We start from the raw sequence: 25346 nt of genomic DNA on the forward strand, positions 1-25346 counted from the left end.
GACCCGGCGCGGGGGATCGCGCCGCCCACCGGCCACTACCCTCGCGGCGGTGACCGCCACCCTCGTCGCCCGGGACGTGTCCGCCGTCCACGGCGCCCGCACCGTCTTCTCCGGGGCGTCCCTCACGGTCGCCGCGGGCGACGTCGTCGGGCTCGTCGGGGCCAACGGCGCGGGCAAGTCGACGCTGCTCCGCGTGCTCGCTGGCCTGGAACCCGCCGACACCGGGACGGTCGACCTCGCGCCGCCCACGGCCACCGTCGGGTACCTGCCCCAGGAGCCGGCCCGGCGGCCGGGCGAGACGATCACCGGGTTCCTGTCCCGGCGAACCGGGGTGGCCGACGCGCAGGCCGAGCTCGACGCGGCCACCGCGGAGCTCGAGCACGGCGGGGACGGGGAGCGGTACTCGACCGCCCTGGAGCGCTGGCTCGATCTCGGCGGGGCCGACCTGGAGGACCGCGTCCCCGAGGTCGCCGCCGACCTCGGGCTCGGCCTCGCGGGCGGCGCCCTGATGACCTCGCTGTCGGGCGGCCAGGCCGCCCGGGTCAACCTCGCCGCGCTGCTGCTGGCCCGGTTCGACGTGTTCCTGCTCGACGAGCCCACCAACGACCTCGACCTCGCGGGCCTCGACCGCCTGGAGCGCTTCGTGCGCGAGCTGCGGGCGCCGACGGTGGTGGTCAGCCACGACCGCGAGTTCCTCGCCCGGACCGTCACCGGCGTCGTCGAGCTCGACCTCGCCCAGCAGCAGGTCGCGGCGTACGGCGGCGGCTACGAGTCCTACCTCGTCGAACGGGCCGTCGCCCGCCGGCACGCGCGCGAGGCCTTCGAGGAGTACGCCGACAAGAAGGACACGCTCACCAGCCGGATGCACGAGCAGCGGAACTGGATGGAGCACGGCGTCCGCAACGCGAGACGAAAGGGCGGCCGAGCGGACAGCGACAAGAGCTCCCGCAAGTTCCGCGCGGAGGCCACTGAGAAGCAGGCCTCGAAGGTGTCGCAGACCGAGCGCCGGATCGAGCGCCTCGACGCGGTGGAGGAGCCCCGCAAGGAGTGGGAGCTGCGCATGACGATCGCCGCGGCCCCCCGCTCGGGCACGGTCGTCGCGTCGGTGCGGGACGCGGTCGTCCGGCGCGGGGACTTCACCCTCGGCCCGGTGACCCTGCAGCTCGACTACGGCGACCGGGTCGCCGTCACCGGCGCCAACGGCGCGGGCAAGACGACGCTGCTCTCCCTGCTGCTCGGCCGGATCGTTCCCGACGAGGGCGTGGCCGCCCTGGGCTCGGGGGTGGTGGTCGGGGAGGTCGACCAGGCGCGGGCCGTGCTGGGCGGGAGACGCAGCAATGAGGGGAGCACGCCGATAGGGGAGCTCGACCCGGGCGACGGGGAGCGCAGCCTGGTCGACGCGTTCTCCCGCGAGCCCGAGGTGGACCGGTGGCCGACCGCGGAGGTCCGGACCCTGCTCGCCAAGTTCGGGCTCGGCTCCGAGCACGTGCACCGCGGCGCCGGTTCGCTGTCCCCCGGCGAGCGCACCCGCGCGGCGCTCGCGCTGCTGCAGGCGCGCGGGGTGAACCTGCTGGTGCTCGACGAGCCCACCAACCACCTCGACCTGCCCGCCATCGAGCAGCTCGAGTCGGCCCTCGAGTCCTACGAGGGCACCCTCCTGCTCGTCACCCACGACCGCCGGATGCTCGACACGGTCCGCACCACCCGCCGGTGGCACGTGGCGGCGGGCCGGGTCGACGAGACCGCATGAGAGCTCTCTCATCCGGCCGTCATCGGCGCCTCACCGCGGAGCACGAGAGTCATGCTCATGACCCGCTCCCGCCTCGCCGCCGCCCTGCTCGTCGTGTCCCTGGCCGGGCTCGCCGCCTGCGACACCTCGGGCGCGCCCACCCTCCCGGCGCCGGTCTCGGTGCCCTCCGCGGTGCCGGGTGCCCCGGCGGAGGACGACGACGAGGGCACGGTCGCCCCGCCGCCCGCGGGCCAGCAGGAGGACGACGACGAGGGTGACGACGGTCCCGACGACGACAACTGAGCCCGCGGGTGTCCTGGGCGCCCTGCGCGCGCGGGGCGCCCGGCTGCGGATCGTCGCGTGGGTGCTGCTGCTGGTCCTCGCGAGCCTCGCCGTCGTCACCCTCGTGACGTGGCAGCTGTCCGTGCGCGCCACCGACGAGCGCATGGACGCCGCGCTGCGCACCGAGATCGACGAGTTCACCGGCCTCACGGCGTCGGGCCGCGACCCGTCGTCGGGAACGCCCTTCGGCACGGTCGACGCGGTCCTGCGGACGGCGATCACCTACAACCTCGCCCGGCCGAACGAGAAGTTCCTCGGCTACGTCGACGGGGTCTTCCGCTTCCAGAGCCGCCAGCAGAGCCCCGTGCTGCTCTCCGCCGACCCGGCCTTCGCGGCCCTCGTCGGGCCGGTGGCCACCCCGACCGCCGGGTCCTACGCCAGTGCGGCGGGCGAGGTCCGCTACCTCGCGGTGCCGGTGACCCTGGCGGGCTCGCCGCAGCGCGGGGTGCTGGTCGCGGCCTACTTCGCCGACCAGGAGCGGGCGGGCGCCGACGAGGCCGCGCTGCTGATGGTGGGCGTCGGGGCCGTCACGGCCGTCCTCGCCGCGGTGGGCGCCTGGTTCGTCGCGGGGCGCATCCTGCGCCCGGTCCGGGCGGTCGCCGACACCGCACGGGCGATCACCGAGACCGACCTGTCGGCCCGCATCCCGGCCGGGGCGAGCCGCGACGAGATGGGAGCGCTGGTGGCCGCCGTCAACGCGATGCTCGACCGGGTGGAGGACGGGGCCGCCGCCCAGCGCCGCTTCGTCGACGACGCCGGGCACGAGCTGCGCACCCCGATCACGATCGTCCGCGGCCACCTCGACGTGGTCGACCCCGGCGACCCGGCCGACGTCCGGGACGCGGTGGCGCTCGTCGACGACGAGCTGGAGCGGATGAACCGCATCGTCTCCGACCTCCTGGTGCTCGCGAAGGCCGAACAGCCCACCTTCGTGCGGACCGAGCCGACCGACGTCGACGCCCTGGTCCACGAGACGCGGCGGCAGGCGGAGCGGCTCGCCGACCGCGCCTGGGGCGTGCTCTCGTCGGCCGACGGCTTCGTCGCCGCCCTCGACGCGCAGCGGATCACGCAGGCCCTGCTCGCCCTCGCCGACAACGCCGTGGCCCACACCGGGCCGGGCGACCGGATCGTGCTGGGCGCGACGGTCACCGGCGGCGTCGTGCGGCTGCGGGTGTCCGACACCGGCAGCGGCGTGGCCGAGGCCGACCGGGACCGGATCTTCGCCCGCTTCGCCCGCGGCTCGGGCTCGCGGCGCTCCGACGGCGCCGGACTCGGCCTGGCCGTGGTCGCCGCGATCGCCGCGGGCCACCACGGGCGGGTGGAGCTCTCGGACGGCATCGGGTCGGGGCGGCCGGGCGAGACCGGGCCGGGCGCGACGTTCACGCTGGTCATACCCTGGCGGGCGTCGTGAGCAGCGTCCTCGTCGCCGAGGACGAGCCCCGGATCGCGGCCTTCGTCGAGAAGGGGCTGCGCGCCAACGGGTTCGCGACGACCGTCGTGACCGACGGCGTCGCGGCGCGCGACCAGGCACTCTCCGGGCACCACGACCTCCTCGTCCTCGACATCGGCCTGCCGCTGCTCGACGGGTTCGCGGTGCTGGGCGCGCTGCGGGGCTCCGGGTCGCGGCTGCCGGTGATCGTGCTGACGGCCCGCGACTCGGTCACCGACACCGTCGCGGGCCTCGAGGGCGGCGCCGACGACTACATGGCCAAGCCGTTCCGCTTCGAGGAACTGCTGGCCCGGGTGCGCCGCCGGCTGGTCCACGACGGCGGGGAGGTGACGGTGCTGCGGCACGGGTCGCTCTCCCTCGACCTGCGGACGCGGCAGGCGACGGTCGACGGCGTGGTGGTGGACCTGTCGGCGCGCGAGTACGTGCTGGCCGAGACGTTCCTGCGCCACCCCGGCCAGGTGCTCTCCCGCGAACAGCTGCTCTCCCGGGTCTGGGGCTACGACTTCGACCCCGGCTCGAACGTCGTCGACGTCTACGTGCGCTACCTGCGCCGCAAGATCGGGACCGACCGGATCGCAACGGTGCGCGGAATGGGCTACCGCCTGGCGTAGACCGGGCCGGACGGGCGCCCGGGGCTGCGTGGACAACCCCGGGCGCTCGGCACCACGGACCTAGAGCGCGGACACCGCCAGCGCGCCCACACCGGCGTCGGCGTCCTTGTCGAGGTCGACCCGCACGGTGTCGCCCTCGCGGACCTCGCCGCCGAGCAGCTCCCGGGCGAGCTGGTCGCCGATCGCGGACTGCACGAGCCGGCGCAGCGGCCGCGCCCCGTAGAGGGGGTCGAAGCCCTGCAGCGCCAGCCACTCCTTCGCGGCGTCGGTGACCTCGAGGGTCAGCCGTCGCCCGGCCAGGCGGGCGGCGAGCCGCTCGACCTGGATGTCGACGATCGAGGTGAGCTCCTCGGTCGACAGGGCGTGGAAGACGACCACGTCGTCGAGCCGGTTGAGGAACTCCGGCTTGAACGAGCGCTTGACGACGTCCATGACCTTCTCGCGGCGACCGGCGTCGTCGAGCGAGGTGTCCATCAGCGCCGCCGACCCGAGGTTCGAGGTGAGCACCAGGATCGTGTTGCGGAAGTCGACCGTCCGGCCCTGGCCGTCGGTGAGGCGGCCGTCGTCGAGGACCTGCAGGAGCACGTCGAACACGTCGGGGTGGGCCTTCTCGACCTCGTCGAGCAGCACCACCGAGTACGGGCGGCGCCGCACGGCCTCGGTGAGCTGGCCGCCCTGGTCGTAGCCGACGTAGCCGGGGGGCGCCCCGACGAGCCGGGCGACGGAGTGCTTCTCGCCGTACTCCGACATGTCGATGCGGATCATTGCCCGCTCGTCGTCGAACAGGAAGCCGGCGAGCGCCTTGGCCAGCTCGGTCTTGCCGACGCCGGTGGGGCCGAGGAAGAGGAACGAGCCGGTGGGCCGGTCGGGGTCGGCGATGCCGGCCCGCGTGCGGCGCACGGCATCGGACACCGCGCGCACGGCCTGGGCCTGCCCGACCACGCGGCGGCCGAGCTCGTCCTCCATCCGCAGCAGCTTCTGGGTCTCGCCCTCGAGCAGCCGGCCCGCGGGGATGCCGGTCCAGGCGGAGACCACGTCGGCCACGTCGTCGGGCCCGACCTCCTCCTTGAGCATCACCGGCCCGGCGGCCGTGGTGGCCTCCTCGGCGCCGGCGAGCTGCTTCTCGACCGTGGGGATGTCGCGGTAGCGCAACCGGGCGACGGTCTCGTAGTCGCCGTCGCGCTCGGCGCGGTCGGCCTCACCGCGCAGCGACTCGAGCTGCTCCTTGAGGTCGCGGATCGAGTTGATCGAGTCCTTCTCGCCCTGCCACCGGGCGGTCAGGGCCGACAGCTCCTCGCGCTTCTCCGCGAGCTCGGCGCGCAGGGCGCCCAGCCGCTCGGCCGACGCGGCGTCGGACTCCTTCGCGAGCGCCATCTCCTCGATCTCGAGGCGGCGCACGGCGCGCTCCACCTCGTCGATCTCGACCGGCCGCGAGTCGATCTCCATCCGCAGGTGCGAGGCGGCCTCGTCGACGAGGTCGATCGCCTTGTCGGGCAGGAAGCGCGCGGTGATGTAGCGGTCGGACAGCGCGGCGGCGGCCACGAGGGCGGCGTCGGTGATCCGCACGCCGTGGTGGACCTCGTAGCGCTCCTTGAGCCCGCGCAGGATGCCGACGGTGTCCTCGACGGTCGGCTCCCCGACCAGGACCTGCTGGAAGCGCCGCTCGAGCGCCGGGTCGGACTCGATGTGCTTGCGGTACTCGTCGAGCGTCGTCGCCCCGACCATCCGGAGCTCGCCGCGCGCGAGCATCGGCTTGATCATGTTGCCGGCGTCCATCGCGGACTCGCCGGTGGCGCCCGCACCGACGATGGTGTGCAGCTCGTCGATGAAGGTGATGACCTGGCCGGCCGAGTCGGTGATCTCGCCGAGGACGGCCTTGAGCCGCTCCTCGAACTCGCCGCGGTACTTGGCACCGGCGACCATCGAGCCGAGGTCGAGGGAGACGACGCGCTTGTCGCGCAGCGACTCCGGGACGTCGCCCGCGACGATGCGCTGGGCGAGCCCCTCGACGATGGCGGTCTTGCCGACGCCGGGCTCCCCGATCAGGACGGGGTTGTTCTTGGTGCGGCGCGAGAGCACCTGGACGACGCGGCGGATCTCGGCGTCGCGGCCGACCACTGGGTCGAGCTTGCCGGAGCGCGCGCGGTCGGTGAGGTCCTGGCCGTACTTCTCGAGCGCCTGGAACGTGCCCTCGGGGTCGGGCGAGGTGATGCGCGCCGAGCCCCGGACCTTGCCGAAGGCCTCCTGGAGGGCCTCGGCCGTGGCGCCGTGGCGCCGGAGGACCTCGGCGGTGCGCCCGCCGGCGGCGGCGATCCCGACGAGGAGGTGCTCGGTGGAGACGTACTCGTCACCCATCTCGCCGGCGAGCTGCTGCGCGTGCGCGAGCACCCGGGCGGAGTCGCCGTCGAACTGCGGCGCCGCGACCCCGGAGCCGGTGGCGCTGGGCATCGTCGCGATCAGCCGCTCGGCCTCGGCCCGCACGGCGTCGGGCTCGGCGGACACGGCGCGCAGCAGCGGCGTGGTGATGCCCTCGGTCTGGTCGAGCAGGGCGACGAGCAGGTGGGCCGGCGACACCTGCGGGTGTCCCGACGCCGTGGCGGCGCGGACCGCGGCGGACACCGCCTGCTGGGTCCGCGTGGTCGGCGAGAAGTCCATCGGGCCTGGCCTTTCCGGGAGTCCGGCGCGAGCCGGGGAGGTCACTGGTGAGTGTCCGGGTACGGGAGGGCGGTCGCGCCGCACCACGCCGGGTGCAGGGCGGCAGTCGCCGTCGTCGGGGTAACCCCTTCCGAGTTGAGTCTATTCCACTCAAGTTCGAGGAGAGGCCGAACGGTCCGACCGGTCCACCGAGCACCCACGGTGACGACACGGGCGCGGTTCGCGGTCCGTCGGCACGCTCTGTCACAATGCATCCGTCGTGGACGAGGTGCGGGACCTCGCCGGGACGCGGAGGGGAGTCGGCATGTCGGCGGTACCTGCCGAGCCGATCGGCCCAACGGCGCGCGTCGTATCGGACGCACCGGTGGGCGACGGTCGGGCCGCGACGCGCGCCCAGCCCGACGGGGCCGTCCCCCGCGGCCGGGTCCTGCGGCTCGTCGAGACCCGCCCCGCCCGACCGCGCCCGACGGCCCTCGTCGTCCCGGAGACCGTGCCGCCGCCCGCCGCGGTCCCGGTCGCCGCCGCCCCATCCCCGCCGGTCCCGCGGCCCGACGAGCCCACCACCGTCCTCGTGTCGCCGCGGGACGACGTCGCCCGCGCCGGCGAGGCCGTCCGCGCCGTGTGGGCGCGGATCGGCGACCGGGAGCCCGAGCTCGCGCACTTCTTCGGCGCCCTGCTGTTCACCCTCGCCCCGGCGCTGCGCGACCGCTTCCCGGCGCAGTCGGGCCCGGCGGCCCGACGACTGCTGCGGGCCGCCGTCGCGGCGATGTCCGCCGTCGACCGGCCCGGCGAGCTCGCCGCCGGCGTCGCCGCGCTGGCCCGGGAGCACCGCTCCCTGGGGCTCGACGGCTCGGCCGACGAGGCCGTGGGCGTCGCCCTGGTGGGCGCCGCCCGCGAGTTCGCGGGCGAGCTGTGGGCCCCGGGCGCGGACGCCGCCTGGGTGCGGGCCTACTCGCTGGCCGCCGAGCCGGCCCGCCGGGTCGCGGCGGCGCTGCCCGCGGTCGTCGACGCGACGGTGGTGGGCCACCGCCGCCTGAGCTGGGATCTCGCGGTCATCACGGTGGCCCCGGACGTGCCGGTGGACTACCGCCCCGGCCAGTCGGTCACCGTCGAGGTGCCGCAGCGTCCGCGCCTCTGGCGCCACCTCACGCCGGCGGGAGCCCCGCGGGCCGACGGGCTGCTCGAGTTCCACGTGCGCGCGGTCGAGGGCGGCTGGGTGAGCCGCGCCCTGGTGGCGCACGCCCGCTGCGGCGAGCGGTGGCGCATCGGGCCCGCGGAGGGCGACCTCGCGGTCGACGCCGGGGCCGAGCGGGAGCTGCTCCTGGTGGGCGGCGGGACCGGGGCCTCGGTGGCCCTCGCGGTGTGCGAGGGCCTCGCCGCCCGCGCCGCCGCCGGGGTCGACGTGCGGCCGACCACGGTGCTGATCGGCGGCCGCACCCCGGACGACCTGCACACGCTCGACCGCTTCGTCGAGATCGCGGAGTCGGCGCCGTGGCTGGCCGTGGTGGGGGCGTGCGAGTCCGACCCGCTCGACCCCGACCTCGCCCCGGGCACGGTCGTCGACGCCGTGGCCCGGTCGGGGCCGTGGCACGACCACGACGTGGTGGTGGCCGGGTCGCCCGCCATGGTGCGGGCGACGACGGCGGCGCTGCTGGCCGACGGCACGCCGCCCGAGCGGATCCACCACGACCCCGTGCCCGACGACGACGTCTAGCCCTCGGCCGACGGCCGGCGCCGCCCGGGCTGCCAGACGACCACCGACTGGGTGCGGCGCACGGGCAGCAGGTCGCTCCCGCGGCCGGGCTGGTCGGCGAGCGTCTGGAGCCGCGACTGCGCGCGGCCGAGCTCCTCGACGACCTCGGCGAGCCGGTCGGTGAGCTGGTCGACCTCGCGCTCGAGCTCGATGATCCGCTTGATGCCGGCGAGGTTGACGCCCTCCTCCTGGGAGAGGCGCTGCACCTCGCGCAGCAGGGCGATGTCGCGGACCGAGTAGCGGCGGCCGCCGCCGCTGGCACGACCGGGGCTGACGAGGCCGATCCGGTCGTACGAGCGGAGCGTCTGGGCGTGCATCCCCGAGAACTCGGCCGCGATGGAGATGACGAAGACGGGGGTGTCCTCGTCGGCCCAGGGCGGGAGGCCGGGGATGCCGGAGCCGGCCTGCGGGGCGCGGGCCCGACCACCTGTCGGCCGCTCGGTCCCCTCCCCGCCGCTCATGACGCGGCTTCCCGGCGGGCCCCTTCGGCGTGGGCCCGGTCGGCCCGCTCGGTCACGTGGGCCCGCGGGTCGTGGTCGGCGGTGGCCTTCGCGTAGGCGTCGAGGGCGTCGCTCGCCTCGGGTGACAGCCGGGCCGGGACGGCGAGCTCGAGGGTGACGAGCAGGTCGCCCGCCTTGTCCTTGCGCTTCACGCCGCGCCCGCGCACCCGCAGGGTCCGCCCGGGCGAGCTCCCCGGCGGCACCTTGAGCGAGATGCGGCCGTCGAGCGTGGGCACCGTGACCGTGGCGCCCCGCACGAGCTCGGGGTAGGTGACCGGCAGCGCGAGCGTCAGGTCGTCGGCGTTCTTCGCCGAGCGCCCGAACACCGAGTCGCCGCCGACGTGCACGATGACGTAGAGGTCGCCGGAGGGTCCGCCGCTGGGTCCGGGCTGGCCCTTGCCGGCCAGCCGGATGCGCTTGCCGTCCTCGACGCCCGCGGGGATGCGGATCGTCAGGGTGCGCGGACGGGAGCTGACGCCGTCGCCGCCGCACTCGGGGCACGGGTCGTCGACGAGGTGTCCGGTGCCCCGGCAGTCGGGGCACGGCTCGCTGAACGCGAACGCGCCCTGGCTGCGGGACACGAGGCCGGCCCCGCCGCAGCGGGTGCAGGTGCGCGGCGTGGTGCCCGGCTTGGCGCCGGAGCCCTCGCAGGTGCCGCAGCGCATCGGCGAGGTCAGCCGCAGCGGGAGCGTGGCTCCGTTGACCGCCTCGGCGAAGTCGATGCGGACCTCGGTCTCGACGTCGGCGCCGCGACGCTGGCGGGGGACCCCGCCCATGCCGCCGGCGCCGCCCATCCCGCCGGGGCCACCCAGCCCGCCGGTGGGGTCGGCGGTCGTCGCACCGCTCATGTTCCCGAAGATGCCGCCGAGGAGGTCGCCGAGACCGCCGGCGCCGCCGCGACCGGCGCCGCCGAACAGGTCCTCGAACCCGGGCTGTCCCCCGCCGCCGCCGGGGGCGCGACCGCCACCGCCGCCGAAGCCACCGAAGCGCCCGCCCGCGAACAGTGTGCGGGCCTCGTCGTACTCCTTGCGCTTCGAGGGGTCGGAGAGCACCCCGTAGGCCTCGCCCGCGGCCTTGAACTTCGCCTCGGCCGCGGTGTCGCCGGGCTTCGCGTCGGGGTGGTTCTCCCGCGCGATCTTGCGGTAGGCCTTCTTGATCTCGTCGGCCGGGGCGTCCTTGGCGACGCCGAGCTCACGGTAGAAGTCCTTCTCGAGCCAGTCACGATTGCTCACGTGCGAGTCCCTCCTCCCGTGAGCCCGGCATCGCGCCGGGCACGCCCACGATCCTTCACTGTCCGGCGGTCCCGGGACCACCGTCGGCCGGGTCGGCCGCGACCGCGTCGGGGTCGTGGTCGGTGACCTCGACCATGGCCGGACGCAGCACCTTCTCGCCGAACCGGTAGCCGCGACGCATCACCGTGGTGACCGTCGGGCCGTCGACGTCGGCGGACGAGCCCGACGCGACGGCCTCGTGCACCGACGGGTCGAACGCGTCGCCCACCTCGGCGAACGACGTGAGGCCGACCCGGGTCAGCGACTCGGTCAGCCGGTCGGCCACGACCTTGAACGGCCCGGTGAGGTCGCCGTGGGCCTTGGCCCGCTCGACGTCGTCGAGCACGGTCAGCAGCTCGGCCGCGACCTGCGCCTTCGCCGCGGCGACCGTCGACTCACGGTCGCGGTCGACGCGGCGGCGGTAGTTGGCGTACTCCGCCGACACGCGCTGCAGGTCGGAGGTGCGCTCGTCGAGATCGGTCCGCAGCTTCGAGAGCTCGGGGTCCGCGACCGGGGCGTCGGTGTCCCCGTCGGCGGCGGTGGGCGTGCCGCCCACGGCCTCGTCGGGAATCTCGATGCCCTCGACCGTCAGGCCGCCGGGGGCGTCGGGGCCGGCCCCGAACTCCTCGGCGTGGTCCTCCACCGACACGTCCTCGCGGACGTCCGTCGGGTCATGCACGGTGGCCTCCTCCTGGGGGGTCCGACACCGTCGCGCCCGGCCCGTGGGCCGGGCGCGACACCCGTCGTCGTGGGGGGACTTACTTCTTGTCGTCGTCGACGATCTCGGCGTCGACGACGTCGTCGCCGTCGGCCGAGGCGTCGGTGGCGCCGCCCGCGGCACCGCCGGTGGCACCGCCGGCGGCGGCGTCACCCTGGGCCTGCGAGTAGATGGCCTGGCCGAGCTCCTGGGAGTCGGTCGCCAGCTTCTCCACCGCGGACTTGATCGTCTCGGTGTCGTCGCCCTCGAGGGCCTTCTTCAGGTCGTCGAGCGAGCCCTGGACCTTGTCCTTGGTCTCGGCGGGCACCTTGTCGGCGTTCTCCGACAGGACCTTCTCGGTCTGGTGGACCAGCGACTCCGCCTGGTTGCGGGTCTCGGCGGCCTCGCGGCGCTGCCGGTCCTCGTCGGCGTGGGCCTCCGCGTCGGAGACCATGCGGTCGATCTCGTCCTTGGACAGGGCCGACCCTCCGGTGATCGTCATCGCCTGCGACTTGCCGGTGCCCTTGTCGACCGCGGACACGTTCACGATGCCGTTGGCGTCGATGTCGAACGTGACCTCGATCTGCGGGACGCCCTGCGGCGCCGGGGGCAGCCCGGTCAGCTCGAACATGCCGAGCTTCTTGTTGTAGGCCGCGATCTCGCGCTCGCCCTGGAAGACCTGGATCTGGACCGACGGCTGGTTGTTCTCCGCCGTGGTGAAGACCTCGGACTTCTTGGTGGGGATCGTCGTGTTCTTCTCGATCAGCTTGGTCATGACGCCGCCCTTGGTCTCGATGCCGAGGGACAGCGGCGTGACGTCGAGCAGCAGGACGTCCTTGACGTCACCGCGCAGCACGCCGGCCTGCAGCGTGGCGCCGACGGCGACGACCTCGTCGGGGTTCACACCCTTGTTGGGGTCCTTGCCGCTGAGCTCCTTGACGAGCTCGGTCACGGCGGGCATACGGGTGGAGCCGCCGACCATGACGACGTGGCTGATCTGCCCGACCGAGATGCCGGCGTCCTTCACGACCTGGTTGAACGGCTTGCGGCACCGCTCGAGCAGGTCGGAGGTGATCCGCTGGAACTCCGAGCGCGAGAGCGTCTCGTCGAGGAACAGCGGGTTCTTGTCGGCGTCGACCGTGATGTACGGCAGGTTGATGCTGGTGGAGGACGAGCTCGACAGCTCGATCTTCGCCTTCTCGGCGGCCTCGCGGAGCCGCTGCATCGCCATCTTGTCCTTGGACAGGTCGATGCCCTGCGAGCTCTTGAACTTGTCGACGAGCCAGCCGATGATCTTCTCGTCCCAGTCGTCGCCACCGAGGTTGTTGTCCCCGTTGGTGGCGCGGACCTCGACGACGCCGTCGCCGATGTCGAGGAGCGAGACGTCGAACGTGCCGCCACCGAGGTCGAAGACGAGGATCGTCTGCTCGTCGGAGCCCTTCTCCAGCCCGTAGGCGAGGGCGGCCGCGGTGGGCTCGTTCACGATGCGCAGGACGTTGAGGCCCGCGATCTGGCCGGCCTCCTTGGTGGCCTGGCGCTGCGAGTCCTCGAAGTAGGCCGGGACGGTGATCACCGCGTCGGTGACCTCCTCGCCCAGGTAGGACTCGGCGTCGCGCTTGAGCTTCATCAGCGTGCGGGCGCTGATCTCCTGCGCGGTGTACTTCTTGCCGTCGATCTCGGTGGTCCAGTCGGTGCCCATGTGCCGCTTCACCGACCGGATCGTCCGGTCGACGTTGGTGACGGCCTGGTTCTTCGCCGACTGGCCGACGAGGACGTCGCCGTTGCGGGCGAAGGCGACCACCGAGGGGGTGGTCCGGCTGCCCTCCGAGTTGGCGATGACCGTGGGCTCGCCGCCCTCGAGGACCGCGACCACGGAGTTGGTGGTGCCGAGGTCGATGCCGACCGCTCGCGCCATGAGTGATGACTCCCTTCAGGAGTACGTAGTTCCCGTGAGCCCGTTGCGCTCAAGTCTAGCGATCCCGCCGGGCGGGGGCGATGCGGGGGTGAGTCCCGCTCGCTCAACTCGCTCTGTCCTGGGCAACGAACGGGTCACGGGACTTGTTCCCGGCACGCTCAACTGTGCAAACGGACACTAGGTCGGCGGGGCGGTCCCCGGGCGCGTCGCGAGCGGCACGAGCCCCTTCTCGGTGAACGACACCGACCGCACGCCGAGGGGGACGCCGGTCTGCTGGGCCTCCATCATCTTCCCGTCGCCGAGGTACAGCGCGACGTGGTGGATGGAGTCGGGGTCGGAGCTGTCGTAGGCCCAGAACAGCAGGTCACCGGCCTGCGCCTGCGCCACCGGGACGTGCCCGCCAGCGCCGTACTGGTCGCGCGAGACCCGCGGCAGGATCACCCCGGCGCGCTGGAAGGCCCGCAGCATCAGGCCCGAGCAGTCGTAGCTGGACGGGCCCGTGGCACCCCACACGTAGGGCTTGCCGGTCTCGGCCACCGCGAAGTCGACGGCCGTCCTCGCCACCCCGGGCGGCAGCGCGGCGGCGACGCCGGTGGTGGGTCCCTCCTCGCAGGGCCGGATGCCCGTGACCCCGGCGAGGTCGCCCACCAGCGACTCCGCGAGCGGCTCCCACTTCGCGTAGGCGCTCGGGAAGGCGGAGCGCTGGACCGTCTGCGCCGCCCGCGTGACCGGCATGTCGGCCCAGCCGGGGACGGCGAGGAGCCGCGACAGGAAGGTCTTCGTCGCGTAGACGGGGTCGCGGATCTCGTCGGGACTCCCCCACCCCTGGCTGGGCCGCTGCTGGAACACCCCGAGGGAGTCGTGGTCCACCGCGACGTCGATCCCGGCGGTGCCCATCCGCGACTCCTGCATCGCGGTGGCCAGCGCGACGATCCACGCCCGCGGCGGCGCGGCCATCCCCTTCGCCACCCCGACGATCGTCGCGGCCGTCTGCCGCTGCACGGGCGAGAGGTCCGCGGCGGTCGTCGGGACCCCGACCGCGGCCCGCCCCGAGCCCGCGTCGCAGGTCCCCGCCGCGTCGGGGTCGCCGCCGCCGGTGAACTGCCCGACCACGAGCAGGCCCATGAGCAGCACGACGACGAGCGCCAGCGCGAGCACGCCGACCGGGACGAGGAGGCGCAGGAACCGGAGGCGGACCGGGAGCCGGGGCAGTCTGGGGGGGCCGTCGGGGGGCCGCAGCAGGGTGGTCACGTCACGACGCCCGGTCGTACCCGGCGACCCGCCAGTCCCCCGACCCCACCTGCACGAGCAGCAGCTGCAGGCTCACCGCGTCGGTGGGCACCACCACCCGCACCGACTCGGGGCGCACCTCGACCGCCCGCGGCGCCCCCGTCACCCGCGAGGACGGGATGTTCGCCGGGTCGACCTCGGTGAGGGTCGGGAGGTACTCGTCGGTGGTGTAGGGCCGCAGCGCGTCGCTCCACTGGGCCCCGGTGACCCCGGGCGGGTGGGTCGCCCAGGCGGTCGCCCAGCGCTGCGCCACCCCGAGGGCCTCCTGCGGGGCGGCGGTGAGCGGCAGCGTCGTCGGGGTCAGCTCGAGCGGTGCGGCCGGGACGGCGGGCAGCGCGGACACCGTCGGCGCCTCGGCCACGGGGCCGAGGGCGGTGCCCGTCGACGCCGAGGGCGAGGCCCACTGCCCGAGCGACGTCACGCCGCCGATCACCACCGCGAGGACCGCGACGACGAGGGCGAAGCGTGCCGGGCTGTGCAGCGGCCACTCCCAGAGCGCCCGGTAAGCGCCCGAGCGTCCCCGCCTCGTCCGGATCGGCACGGGTCAGCCCTCGTCCCGCGGCGGGGTCACCCGGGTCCGGCTCTCCAGCACCCGGCCCTCGATCACGGGACCGTCGGCTACCGGGCGGGGGCGGGACGACGGCCGGTAGATGCGCTGCGAGGGCGCCCCGTCGACCTCCACGCGCGGGGACCCCGCGGGCAGCGCCGGGCGGGCGGCGTCGATCTCGCGGCGCGGCACGCCCCCAGTGCCGGTGCCAGAGCCGGAGCCGGTGCCGGGCCGCACCACCTCGGACTCCACGCGGACCGTGCGGCGGCCGCGCGCCGCCCGGTCGGTCACCGGGTCGCTCTCCTCCGGGCGGATCCGCATCCCGGACGAGTGCCGCTGCGCCCGCTCGCCCCACCAGGAGTCGTCGCGCCCGGCCTGCCCGCCCTGCCCGCCCAGCCGTCCCAGCGCCCGCCCGACCGCGCCGGAGCCGCTGGCGGGCAGTACCCCGCTCACCTGCTCACGGGTCAGCGACACCATCGACGCCAGCCGCCGGAACGGCCGCGACACCGCCCAGAGGATCACCGTGACCACGCCGGTGACCAGCAGCGCGAGCCAGGTGTCGACCCCGGAGCCGGGCCGGAAGAGCGAGATCACGAGCAGCGAGTGCAGACCCGCGAGCGCGCCCACCAGCAGGGTGTTGACCAGCGCCGCGCCGCCCACGCGCAGCATCGCCGGCAGCACCTCGGGGCGCAGCAGGGCCACCACGGCGAGGGCCGGGGCCACCATCACGAGCAGCCGGATCATGAGCATCGAGACCAGCACGAGCACCTTGCTCATTAGCTGGAAGAGGGCGATGCAGGCCGCCTGGACCAGCGCGAGGACCCCGGCGCCGACCCGCGAGCCCGACCGGCCCTGGAAGTAGGAGTAGCGGTCGCCGACCTGGCCCGCCACCTGGGTGAACTGCTGCTTCTTCGCGTCGGCCTGCGCCTGGCCGTCCTGCCCCGTGGCCACCTCGACCTTGGAGAACGTCTGGGCCTCGAGCAGCGGGCGGCCGAGGTCGCGGGCCTGCGGCACGTCGGCCGACCCGAACTCCCCGCGCAGCCAGTTGGAGTAGACGATCTGGTCGGTCAGCACCGTCGGCAGGGTGTTCTGGTCGCCCACCCCCACCTGGCGCAGGAAGCCCTGCTGCATCGCCGTGACCCCGTCGAGCAGCACGCCGTCGAGCGCGCGGGACCACTGGATCGGCGCCGCGTAGGCCGCCCCGGCGAGCCCGAGCGCGAGCACCGCGACGAGGCCGCGGCGGGCCTGCTGGGAGAGGTCGCCCCGCATGGCGAGCACCAGCATGATCGCCGCCAGGGCCGCCAGTGCGATCCCGACCCACGTGGTGAACACGGCCTCGTACATCGCCCGCGTCCCGGTCTGGATCACGGAGTCGAGCGGGGTGAGCAGGCTGGAGCCGCGGGCGATCAGGTAGTGCGCCCAGTTGACGCCGCCGACGACGAGCTTGGCGACGTTGAAGGCCTGGTTGCCCAGCCAGGTGTCGGTGGCCGCCGCGGGGTCGCGGGCGCCGCCGGGCCCGCAGCCCAGGTCGTAGGTCCACCACACCTGCCCCGCGTAGCCGACCTCGTCGTAGACGCTGCCCGGGACGCCGACGCCGATCGGCGCGGGGTCGAGCGACCCGACGAGGCCCGTGCCCGGCCGGTCGGGGTCGGGCGGGGCCTTGCAGTCGAACGCCTGCGCCGACGCCGTGCCGCCGACGAGGACCAGCCCGCCGACCAGCGAGCCGACGACGAGCAGGGCGCGCAGCCGGCGCGAGCGCGGCGACGGCGCGGTCGTGCCCCGGCGTCCGGGACGTCCCTTCCGCCAGCCCACCACCAGTGCCGCCACGACGATGCCGAGGACGACGATCACTCGTCGCCCCCGCCGCGGTCGGGGGTGCGGGCGGCCGGGACGTCGTCGACCAGGGGGGTGGAGCCGCCCGGCAGCGGCGTCGCCGGCTCCTCCTCGAGCGGGGTGCGGGCGGCGGGCGCCGACACCCGCGGCGCGGGCGGCAGGTGCGCGCGCCGGGCGTCGGGGTTGGTGTCGAGCGCGGCGCGCAGGTGCGCGAGGTGCCCGCCCTCGAGGTCGACCCGGATCTTCTCCACGCCGCCGTGCCCGTCGGAGAACACGAACTGGCGCGGGGTGTCGTCGGGACGGTCGTCGTGGTCGCCGCCGCCACGCCCGGCGCTGGGCCGGGGCGAGAGGGTGCCGAGCATCTCCTCGTAGCCGACGTCGGTGGGCACCCGCAGCAGCCGCAGCGCCTCCGCCTGGGCCTCGGCGTCGTCGGTCCGCCCGACGAAGACCGCGTCGACCAGGGACGCGAAGCCCGGCACCCGCAGCAGGTCGCCGGCCAGCTGGGAGGCGAACAGCGCGCGGACGTTGAACTTGCGCGAGTCGCGGGCCAGCCGGTCGATGAGGACCTTGCCGGTGGGGATCTGGGACAGGAAGTGGGTCTCGTCGAGCGCGACGCCCTTCCGCAGGTCGCGGTCGGCGGTGTAGACGGTCCGCTGGGTCAGCCAGGACGCCAGGTTCAGCAGCTCCACGGCCAGCGACTCGCCGTCGGTCCACTCCTCGCGCGGGCTGCCGGGCCGGGGCAGCGACATCCCCTGCATCGTCAGGACCGTCAGGCGGTAGTCCTCGTCGAGGATCGCGGGGTCGCCCACGGGCGAGTCGTCCGGCCCGCGGGGGTCGGCCGGGTCGAGGCTGCGCTCGGGGAACAGCAGCGCGGCCTGCGGCAGCTCGCGGCGCTCCTCGAGGAAGTCGGCGACGACGTCGGCGTGGTCCTCGCCCTCGCGGGCGTGCCGGCGCAGGGTGGCGATGACCTGGCCCGGGTCGCGGTGCTGGCCGCCGCCGACCTCGCGCACCGCGCGGAGCAGCACGATCCGGGTGTGCGGCAGCCGCGCGACGTCGTAGGGCAGCAGGCCGGTCAGCACGTCGAGGACGAGCCGGCGGCGGGTCGCGGCCGCCAGCGACCGCTCCCGGCGCCACGCCTTCTCCGGGTCGTCCTCGTCGAGGAAGTGGTCGCGGCGCGGCTCGGCGACCACGCGGTACGGGTTGAGGATGCCGGGGTCGGCCCCGAGCAGGTGGATGTGCCGGGAGAACGGGGCGAGCTCGGGCAGCCGGGTCAGGGCGGCCAGCGGGCCCGACGGGTCGAGGACCGTCCACCGCGCCCCCGCCCGCAGGGTCTTGTAGACCATGAGCCCGGTGAGGAACGACTTGCCGGAGCCCAGGCCGCCGACCACCGCGGTGAGGCCCGACGCCCGCCGGACCTCCTGGGCCATCCACGGGTCCCACGCCACCGGACGCCGCGTCGCGGTGCAGGTCTCGCCGAGCAGCACCCCGCGCCGGTCGCCGACGCTCGCCGAGGCCGCCGGGACGCCCGCGGCCACCCAGGTCACCGACCCGCGGCGCCGGTAGGCCGTCGAGGCCAGCGGCTCGCCGGGGATGAACTCGCGGGCGTAGGCGTACTGCGCCTCGGGGTGCTCGAGCGCCACCTGCGGGCGGTAGAGGTCGAGCAGCTGCTGGGCGCGGGTCAGCGCCTCGGCCTCGTCGCGGCCCGACACCGCGACGCGCCACCACCCGTAGACCCGCGTGTTGAGCTGCGTGAGCCCGCCGGAGAGCTCGTCCTCGATCTGCAGCACCCGGTCGGCCTGGCGCTCCAGGGACATCGGGGGGTCGAGGTCGTGGTCGTGCGTGTAGTGCCGGATCTGGCTGCGCACCTTGCCCATCTGGCGCTGCAGCTCGCCCGACACCTCCTCCGGGCGCCGCACGTAGATCCGGGCCGACCACTCCACCGGGAACGGCAGGCGGTCGGAGCGCTGCATCCACGGGTCGTCGGCCTCGGGGATGCGCAGCGAGTCCATGAGGCCCACCGAGAGCACCGCGACGTGCCGCGACACCGGGTGCAGCCCCTGGCGGCCCTCCACCTGCACCGTCGGGGCGTAGGGCTCCTGGTGCATCGACACGCCGTCGGTGAACGCCGCCAGGTCCTCGGGCTCCCAGGCCACGCCCGCCTCGGCGTGCACGTGCTGCGGCGCGGGCAGGCCCAGCGCGCACGAGCGGTGCATCAGCCACGCCATGTCCTCGGCGGTGCACGGCGTGCCGTCGAGGCCCGCCCCGCCGACGAGGGCGTCGACGTGCGCGATCTCGGTCTCCAGCGCCGTCAGCTCGGCGCTCGCCGCGCTCGGCATCAGCCGGTGCAGCACCGGTGCCGCCGTCTCGAGCCACCGGTCGACCATGGAGCGCCCGGAGACCTCGACCCCGAGGAACACCTCCTTGTCGGCCATCGACAGGCCCATCAGGTGGTGCTGCTCGCCGGTGACGAACTCCTCCCACGACAGCGCGCGGTCGACGTCGGGCAGCCGGCCCGGCGAGTTCTCGTCGAAGGCCTCGGCCCAGCGCGCGACCGGGAAGGGCCGGCTGGTGACCCGCAGGTGCACCCAGCGGCCCTGCAGCTCACCGAGCTGATTGGCGATGCGCCGGATCAGCGACTCGCGCTGGGGGTCCGACCGGAAGCTCCACGGCTGCGCGGCGAGCCGGTACCAGGCCGTGACCGTCGACCCGGTCCGCGCGACGTTGCCGTCGATGGAGCGCAGCGCGATCGAGGAGCGGTAGTCCGGGGCCGACCCGGAGCCCGCGAGCGCCCGGCCACGCCGACCGCGCCCGGCCCGACGAGGAGGTCGGGTCGCCTCGCGCGGGTCGTCGTCGTCCTCGTCGGTGCCCGCCGGGGCGGGGCGGTCGACCGGCACGACCTCGGCCGGCGTCGCGGGCAGGCCGCCGGGGAAGGTGCCCCATCCGGCCGCGTCACCGGTCTCGCCGTCGGCGGTGTCCCCGGCCCAGGGGCGGCCCTTCGGGGGGCGGCCCCATCCCGTGTCAGACGCGCCCCGACGCACCGTCGGCCTCCTCGTCCCGGGCGCTCGGGCCGTAGCGGCGGGGCTCCGCCACCGGGCGGGTGCGGGGGCGGCGGGGCGCCTTCGCGGGCCGGTCGGCGCGGCGGGCGGCGACGCGTACCACCCCGTCGGGGTCGGCGGCAGGTCCCGCCGGGGCGGGGGCCGGGGCGGGGGTCGCGGCCGGGGGAGCGCCCTCGCGGATGGTCCAGGAGCGGCGCCCGCGGCGGCGGGGGCGGGAGGGGCGGTCGTCGGGAACGGCGCGGCGGCGGTCCCGGACGGCCACCGTCGCGTGCGGGTCGGAGCGGCCCGGCGGGAGCGCGGCCCGCGGGCGGGACGCCGCGATCGCCACGTGCCCGGTGCCGACGGTGCTCCCGGCGCCACGGGTGCGCCGGCGCGGCCCGCGGAGCTCGTGGAAGAACAGCGTCAGCCACTCGAGCAGCGGCCGGTCCTCGTTGATCCGCTTGCTGACGAACCGCACCACGGCCACCGTGATCAGCAGCGCCCAGGCCACCGAGAAGAAGCCGATCTGGATCCCGAGACGCCGCTGCACGAACATCACGATGATCATGACGATCAGCCCGACGCCGTAGCTGGAGTAGCGGGCGCGCCAGGGGAAGGTCGCCCGCGGGGGGCCGAGCCAGACGGCGTCGACCCGGTACACGTCGTCGTCGGTGCGGATCTGCACCCGCGTCACCCCGTGATCAACTGAGCCAGGAACTGCCCGACCGCCGGACCGTTGCCCGACACCGCGATGCCCAGGGCGACGAGGCCCACGAGCAGGCCCACGCCCCGGCGGGCGACGCCCGCGTTGTCGCCGCGGCCGCCGATCCACAGCATGATCACGGCGATGCCGAGCAACAGCAGCGGCACGATGTTGTCACGGATCCAGCCCTGCAGCCCGTTCGTGCCGAGGCCCTGCGCCATGATCTGGGAATCCACGAGGTGAGCCCCCAGGGTCGGGACGATCATGGCGTGGTTCCTCCTGGGCGGATCGCGGTCGTCTGCTCATCGCCGGTGTCTCGACCGGTCGAGTAAACACGTCGGGCGGGGGACTGCGGTACCCCCGACGGTGGCAGCGTGCGACCTCCCGGCCACGCACTGATCACGGTCCGGCGCCGCACTGCTCCGTCGTCCCCGACGATCGTCCGACATCGTGGCGTGGTCCGCGCAGATGCGTGCGGCGGCGCGCGGTATCCGGCGGGGGATGTTCGTCCGGACGTTCCAGCGGCCCACCACGGAGTGACGGGGCCCGTCCAGATCGCGCAGGTGGTGGTTACCGGTGAGTAGTGCCTCAGCGGCCTCATCGGGACGCCGTCGCGACCAGCCGTTACAGTCCGGTTGATCCGGCTCCGGCGCGCACCACCACACCCCGCGCGCCGCGAGGCCGTACGACGTTGTCGACCCTGCCTCCGCGCAGAGGTCCACTGGGAGGTCGAACAGTGCTCGTCCGATTGATCCTGGGCCTCGCCCTCACCCTCGCCGTGGGGGTGATCGCCGCTCGCCGCGCCTACTGGCTCTTCACGCTCATCAAGTCGGGCCAGCCCGACGCCAAGCGTTCGGAGGGCCTCGGCGCCCGCCTGCGCACCCAGATCGTCGAGGTCGCGGGGCAGCGCAAGCTGCTGCGCTGGTCGGTACCCGGTGTCGCCCACCTCTTCACGATGTGGGGCTTCGTCATCCTGCTGACGGTCTACATCGAGGCCTACGGCGCGCTGTTCGTCGAGGACTTCCACATCCCGCTGATCGGGCGCTCGCCGATCCTGGGCTTCCTCCAGGACTTCATCGCCGTGATGGTGCTGCTCTCGATCATCACGTTCGGCATCCTGCGCGTTCGCCAGGACCCGGAGCGCCGGGAGCGCTCGTCGCGCTTCTACGGCTCCCACACCTCCGGCGCCTGGATCGTGCTGTTCCTGATCTTCAACGTCGTCTGGACGCTGTTCGCCTTCCGCGGCACCTCGTCGGCCGCCGGCAACCTGCCCTACGAGTCGGGCGCCTGGGTCTCGATCGCCGTCGGCCAGCTGTTCACCGGCCTGTCCGCGACGACGCTGTTCGTCCTCGAGACCGTGTTCCTGCTGCTCCACATCGGCGTGGCCCTGGTCTTCCTGGTGCAGGTGCTCTACTCCAAGCACCTCCACATCTTCATCGCCCCGATCAACGTCGCCGCGAAGCGCCTGCCGAAGGCCCTGGGCCCGCTGCAGCCCATCGAGTACGACGGCAAGCCGATCGACTTCGAGGACCCGCCCGAGGAGGCCTCGTTCGGTCGCGGCAAGATCGAGGACTTCACGTGGAAGGGCATGCTCGACTTCGAGACGTGCACCGAGTGCGGCCGCTGCCAGTCGCAGTGCCCCGCGTGGAACACCGGCAAGCCGCTGTCCCCGAAGCTGCTGATCATGGACCTCCGCGACCACATGCTCGCGAAGGCGCCGTACATGATCGGCGGCAAGGACATGCCCGACGGCGGCGGCATCGACTGGGACGCGGGCCTCGCCAAGAACGAGCACGGCGGCCACGGCGTGCCGGAGTCGGGCTACGAGCGCCACACCGGGACCGACGACATCCAGGCCATGCGGCCCCTCGTGGGGACCGCCCAGCAGCTCGGCGTCATCGACCCCGAGGTCCTCTGGTCCTGCACCACCTGCGGCGCCTGCGTCGAGCAGTGCCCGGTCGACATCGAGCACGTCGACCACATCATCGACATGCGGCGCAACCAGGTCATGATTGAGTCGGAGTTCCCCGGCGAGCTCGGGGTGCTCTTCCGCAACCTGGAGAACAAGGGCAACCCCTGGGGCCAGAACAACTCCAGCCGCATGGACTGGGCGAAGGATCTGCCCTTCGAGGTGCCGGAGTTCGACGGCGAGCTCTCGCCGTCCACCGAGTACCTGTTCTTCATCGGTTGCGCCGGCGCCTTCGACGACAACGCGAAGAAGACGGTCCGCGCCACCGCGGAGCTGCTCCACATCGCGGGCGTCGACTTCGTCGTGCTCGGCAAGGAGGAGAGCTGCACCGGTGACCCGGCGCGGCGCTCGGGCAACGAGTTCCTCTTCCAGATGATGGCGATGCAGACCAAGGAGATGCTCGACGGCGTCTTCGAGGGCCGCGAGCCGGGGACGCGCAAGATCGTCACCACCTGCCCGCACTGCATGAACACCCTGGGCCGCGAGTATCCGCAGCTCGACGGCCACTACGAGGTCGTCCACCACACCCAGCTGCTCAACCAGCTGGTGCGGGAGAAGAAGCTCGTCCCGGTCGCGCCGGAGGCCTCGCCGGTCCCCACCGTCAAGCTCGACATCAACCCGGCGACCAACCTGCAGTACAAGGGGCCGCACTCGGACGGCACCGAGCCCGGGCTGGTCAAGGCCGACGGGCACTCGTCGAACGGGCACCCCACCGACCAGGCCGCCCCGGCCTCGGTCGCGCTGGCCGAGAACGCCGGCAACGGCAACGGGTCGAACGGGCACACCGGCCCGAAGACGGTCACCTACCACGACCCCTGCTACCTCGGCCGGCACAACGAGGTCTACTCGCCGCCGCGTGAGCTCGTGGCCGCGGCGGGTGCGGTGCTCAAGGAGATGCCGCGGCACGCCGACCGGGCGCTGTGCTGCGGCGCCGGTGGTGCGCGCATGTGGATGGAGGAGAACATCGGCAAGCGCATCAACATGGAGCGCGTCGACGAGGCCATCTCTACCGAGACCGACACGATCGCGACGGGCTGCCCGTTCTGCCGCGTCATGCTCACCGACGGTCTGACCGAGCGCCAGAGCGAGGCCAAGGCCGTGGGCACCGAGGTCATGGACGTCTCGCAGATGCTGCTGGCCGCGGTCAAGCGCGGTCAGCCGGCCGACGGGGACGGGCCGGGCGACTCCGACCCGGCCACCACCGCCACCTCGGCGAACGTGAAGAACCCGGCCGAGTAGTCGTCCGCCGAAGGGCCCCCCGGTACGCCGGGGGGCCCTTCGTGCGTCCGGGCCCTCCCGCCCCCGAGCGGCACCTCAGGCACCTCCGGACCGCTGCCGGAGTGCCGGAATGCGCCTCCCGGTCCCGCGGATGACCTGCGACGCGGCGTGTCGCGTTGCGCCGATAGGGTGCGACCGTGCTGCTCTCCGACCGCGACATTCGCGCCGAGATCGCGGCCGGCCGCGTCGCGCTCGACCCGTTCGACGAGACGCTGCTGCAGCCCTCGAGCGTGGACCTGCGCCTCGACCGGCACTTCCGCACGTTCAACAACCACGCCTACACCCACATCGACCCGGCCCTGCAGCAGGACGACCTGACGCGGATGGTCGAGCCGCCGCAGGACGAGGCGTTCGTGCTGCACCCGGGCGAGTTCGTCCTCGGCTCGACCTACGAGGTCATCACGCTGCCCGACGACGTGGCGGGCCGGCTCGAGGGGAAGGCCCTCGCCGTCGACACGCCGATCCCGACGCCCTCGGGGTGGACGACCATGGGCGAGCTCCGGGTCGGCGACGAGGTCTACGGGCCGGACGGGAAGCCACGTCCCGTCGTCGCGGCCACCGAGGTGATCCTCGGGCGACCCTGCTACGACGTGGTCTTCTCCGATGGGGAGACCCTGACCGCGGACGCCTCGCACCAGTGGCGGACCACGACGAAGGCGGCGCGGAAGAGGTACGGCACCTCGGCGGTGGTGACCACCGAGGAGATGGCCGCCAGCCTGCGCGTCCGGGACGAGATCAACCACCACGTCGACCTGGCCGCCGCGCTGCGCTGTCCCGAGGCGGACCTCCCGATCGATCCCTACGTCCTCGGTGTGTGGCTGGGCGACGGCACGAGCACGAAGGCCGAGGTCACTTGCGGCCACGGAGACGAGCACGTCCTCGAGGAGATCCGCGCGATCGGCCACGACGTCTGGCCGTCCTCCGGACGGGTGGCGTACCGCGTCGGCGGCCTCAGCCGTGGCCGGGAGGGCCGCATCCGCGATGCCGGTGGCCGATACAGCGCCGACGGCTCCCTCTCGAGCACGTTGCGCCGCCTGGGTCTGCTCGGGCACAAGCACGTCCCGGACGGATACCTGCGGGCGAGCATCGGGCAGCGACTGGCGCTCCTTCAGGGCCTCATGGACTCCGACGGCTACGTCGACGAGTTCGGCCGGTGCGAGTTCGTGAACATGCGGGAGGAGCTGTCGGAGGCCGTCTTCGAACTCGCCGCCGGCCTCGGACTCCGACCGAAGAAGCGCAAGAAGCGGGTCACCCTCTACGGCGTCGACCACGGTGTGGCCCACCAGGTGAAGTTCACGCCCTGGTTCGAGGTCTTCCGGCTCCCCCGGAAGATCGCCCGGCTCAAGACCTCCGGCCGTCACCACACCCACCGCGGTGTCGTCGACGTCCGACCGGTCGCCACGCGACCGGTCCGGTGCATCCAGGTGGGCGCCGCGGACGGCATGTTCCTGGCCGGCCGGAGCTTCATCCCGACGCACAACTCCAGCCTCGGCCGTCTCGGGCTCCTCACGCACTCGACGGCCGGCTTCATCGACCCCGGGTTCTCCGGGCACGTCACGCTGGAGCTCTCGAACGTCGCGAACCTGCCCATCCGGCTCTGGCCGGGCATGAAGGTCGGGCAGCTCTGCCTGTTCCGGCTCTCCTCGCCCTCCGAGTTCCCCTACGGCTCGGCCGTCTACGGCTCGCGCTACCAGGACCAGCGCGGACCGACGCCCTCGCGCTCCTACGTGAACTTCCGACGCGGCCTGCCCCCGGACCAGGGCTGAGC

Annotated in this window: 17 protein-coding genes and 3 pseudogenes; 9 read left to right on the forward strand and 11 right to left on the reverse strand. The window is 74.1% G+C overall.

From position 1 onward, the window contains the following. The first annotated feature begins 49 nt into the window (after positions 1-49). Genes ACFPBZ_RS01220 through ACFPBZ_RS01235 form a run of 4 tightly spaced genes read left to right on the forward strand, consistent with a single transcriptional unit; the run spans position 50 to position 4132 of the window. Positions 50-1750: an ABC-F family ATP-binding cassette domain-containing protein gene (locus tag ACFPBZ_RS01220; protein ID WP_378034152.1), complete on the forward strand. Its 1701-nt coding sequence runs from the start codon at positions 50-52 to the stop codon at positions 1748-1750. A 57-nt stretch (positions 1751-1807) separates the two neighbouring features. Continuing rightward, positions 1808-2032 (forward strand): hypothetical protein, encoded by a 225-nt coding sequence (locus ACFPBZ_RS01225; RefSeq protein ID WP_378034153.1) that lies wholly within the window; start codon positions 1808-1810, stop codon positions 2030-2032. After that, positions 2004-3482, forward strand: a complete 1479-nt coding sequence (locus ACFPBZ_RS01230; protein WP_378034154.1) for a sensor histidine kinase — start codon at positions 2004-2006, stop codon at positions 3480-3482. Before ACFPBZ_RS01225 ends, ACFPBZ_RS01230 begins: the two co-directional genes overlap by 29 nt. Continuing rightward, positions 3479-4132, forward strand: a complete 654-nt coding sequence (locus ACFPBZ_RS01235; RefSeq protein ID WP_378034155.1) for a response regulator transcription factor — start codon at positions 3479-3481, stop codon at positions 4130-4132. Before ACFPBZ_RS01230 ends, ACFPBZ_RS01235 begins: the two co-directional genes overlap by 4 nt. Positions 4133-4192: 60 nt before the next feature. Here the strand turns inward: ACFPBZ_RS01235 and clpB are convergent, their stop codons facing one another. After that, positions 4193-6787 carry an ATP-dependent chaperone ClpB gene (clpB, locus tag ACFPBZ_RS01240; RefSeq protein WP_378034156.1) on the reverse strand — a complete coding sequence of 865 codons (2595 nt, stop codon included), beginning with the start codon at positions 6785-6787 and terminating at the stop codon, positions 4193-4195. A 364-nt stretch (positions 6788-7151) separates the two neighbouring features. Between clpB and ACFPBZ_RS01245 the strand changes: the two genes are divergently transcribed. Next, positions 7152-8501, forward strand: coding sequence for an FAD-binding oxidoreductase (locus tag ACFPBZ_RS01245; RefSeq protein WP_378034157.1), 1350 nt, complete (start codon positions 7152-7154; stop codon positions 8499-8501). Here the strand turns inward: ACFPBZ_RS01245 and ACFPBZ_RS01250 are convergent. The 10 genes from ACFPBZ_RS01250 to ACFPBZ_RS01295 all read right to left on the reverse strand — a co-directional run bounded on the left by ACFPBZ_RS01250 (position 8498) and on the right by ACFPBZ_RS01295 (position 20597). Beyond that, positions 8498-9001, reverse strand: a complete 504-nt coding sequence (locus ACFPBZ_RS01250; protein WP_378034158.1) for a heat shock protein transcriptional repressor HspR — start codon at positions 8999-9001, stop codon at positions 8498-8500. The two genes, ACFPBZ_RS01245 and ACFPBZ_RS01250, sit on opposite strands and share 4 nt — an antisense overlap. Further along, positions 8998-10272: a DnaJ C-terminal domain-containing protein gene (locus tag ACFPBZ_RS01255; protein ID WP_378034159.1), complete on the reverse strand. Its 1275-nt coding sequence runs from the start codon at positions 10270-10272 to the stop codon at positions 8998-9000. The genes ACFPBZ_RS01250 and ACFPBZ_RS01255 overlap by 4 nt, the downstream gene beginning before the upstream one ends. Positions 10273-10327: 55 nt before the next feature. After that, positions 10328-10990 (reverse strand): nucleotide exchange factor GrpE, encoded by a 663-nt coding sequence (grpE, locus tag ACFPBZ_RS01260; protein WP_378034160.1) that lies wholly within the window; start codon positions 10988-10990, stop codon positions 10328-10330. Between the two features lie 79 nt (positions 10991-11069). Further along, positions 11070-12923, reverse strand: a complete 1854-nt coding sequence (gene dnaK / locus ACFPBZ_RS01265; RefSeq protein WP_378034161.1) for a molecular chaperone DnaK — start codon at positions 12921-12923, stop codon at positions 11070-11072. Between the two features lie 177 nt (positions 12924-13100). Beyond that, the gene (locus ACFPBZ_RS01270) at positions 13101-14105 is read right to left on the reverse strand and encodes a C40 family peptidase (protein ID WP_417281520.1); all 1005 of its coding nucleotides are present in this window, start codon (positions 14103-14105) and stop codon (positions 13101-13103) included. Positions 14106-14175: 70 nt separating this feature from the next. Continuing rightward, the gene (locus ACFPBZ_RS01275; RefSeq protein ID WP_378034163.1) at positions 14176-14754 is read right to left on the reverse strand and encodes a hypothetical protein; all 579 of its coding nucleotides are present in this window, start codon (positions 14752-14754) and stop codon (positions 14176-14178) included. A 3-nt stretch (positions 14755-14757) separates the two neighbouring features. After that, positions 14758-16611, reverse strand: a complete 1854-nt coding sequence (locus tag ACFPBZ_RS01280; protein ID WP_378034164.1) for an MFS transporter — start codon at positions 16609-16611, stop codon at positions 14758-14760. Next, positions 16608-19631, reverse strand: coding sequence for an ATP-binding protein (locus tag ACFPBZ_RS01285; protein ID WP_378034165.1), 3024 nt, complete (start codon positions 19629-19631; stop codon positions 16608-16610). Before ACFPBZ_RS01285 ends, ACFPBZ_RS01280 begins: the two co-directional genes overlap by 4 nt. After that, positions 19612-20313 carry a hypothetical protein gene (locus tag ACFPBZ_RS01290; protein WP_378034166.1) on the reverse strand — a complete coding sequence of 234 codons (702 nt, stop codon included), beginning with the start codon at positions 20311-20313 and terminating at the stop codon, positions 19612-19614. The genes ACFPBZ_RS01285 and ACFPBZ_RS01290 overlap by 20 nt, the downstream gene beginning before the upstream one ends. A 5-nt stretch (positions 20314-20318) precedes the next feature. Further along, positions 20319-20597 (reverse strand): hypothetical protein, encoded by a 279-nt coding sequence (locus ACFPBZ_RS01295; protein ID WP_378034167.1) that lies wholly within the window; start codon positions 20595-20597, stop codon positions 20319-20321. Positions 20598-21067: 470 nt separating this feature from the next. Between ACFPBZ_RS01295 and ACFPBZ_RS01300 the strand changes: the two genes are divergently transcribed. The 4 genes and pseudogenes from ACFPBZ_RS01300 to dcd (ACFPBZ_RS01315) form a co-directional block, all read left to right on the forward strand. Then, positions 21068-23539, forward strand: a complete 2472-nt coding sequence (locus ACFPBZ_RS01300) for a (Fe-S)-binding protein (RefSeq protein WP_378034168.1) — start codon at positions 21068-21070, stop codon at positions 23537-23539. A 176-nt stretch (positions 23540-23715) separates the two neighbouring features. After that, positions 23716-24021: pseudogene (gene dcd, locus ACFPBZ_RS01305) on the forward strand (dCTP deaminase); the annotation flags it as partial. A gap of 261 nt (positions 24022-24282) precedes the next feature. Next, a pseudogene (locus tag ACFPBZ_RS01310) lies at positions 24283-24810 on the forward strand (hypothetical protein); the annotation flags it as partial. Positions 24811-25059: 249 nt separating this feature from the next. After that, positions 25060-25344, forward strand: a pseudogene (dcd, locus tag ACFPBZ_RS01315) (dCTP deaminase); the annotation flags it as partial. Between the last annotated feature and the right edge of the window lie 2 nt (positions 25345-25346).

It is taken from the genome of Actinomycetospora atypica, from assembly GCF_042653685.1.
GTDB lineage: Bacteria > Actinomycetota > Actinomycetes > Mycobacteriales > Pseudonocardiaceae > Actinomycetospora > Actinomycetospora atypica.

Bases quoted from the DNA above. Each gene is read 5' to 3' on its own strand.
- ACFPBZ_RS01295 (WP_378034167.1), bottom strand. From the start codon at position 20,597: ATGATCGTCCCGACCCTGGGGGCTCACCTCGTGGATTCCCAGATCATG.
- clpB (WP_378034156.1), bottom strand. From the start codon at position 6,787: ATGGACTTCTCGCCGACCACGCGGACCCAGCAGGCGGTGTCCGCCGCG.
- ACFPBZ_RS01250 (WP_378034158.1), bottom strand. From the start codon at position 9,001: ATGAGCGGCGGGGAGGGGACCGAGCGGCCGACAGGTGGTCGGGCCCGC.
- ACFPBZ_RS01225 (WP_378034153.1), top strand. From the start codon at position 1,808: ATGACCCGCTCCCGCCTCGCCGCCGCCCTGCTCGTCGTGTCCCTGGCC.
- dnaK (WP_378034161.1), bottom strand. From the start codon at position 12,923: ATGGCGCGAGCGGTCGGCATCGACCTCGGCACCACCAACTCCGTGGTC.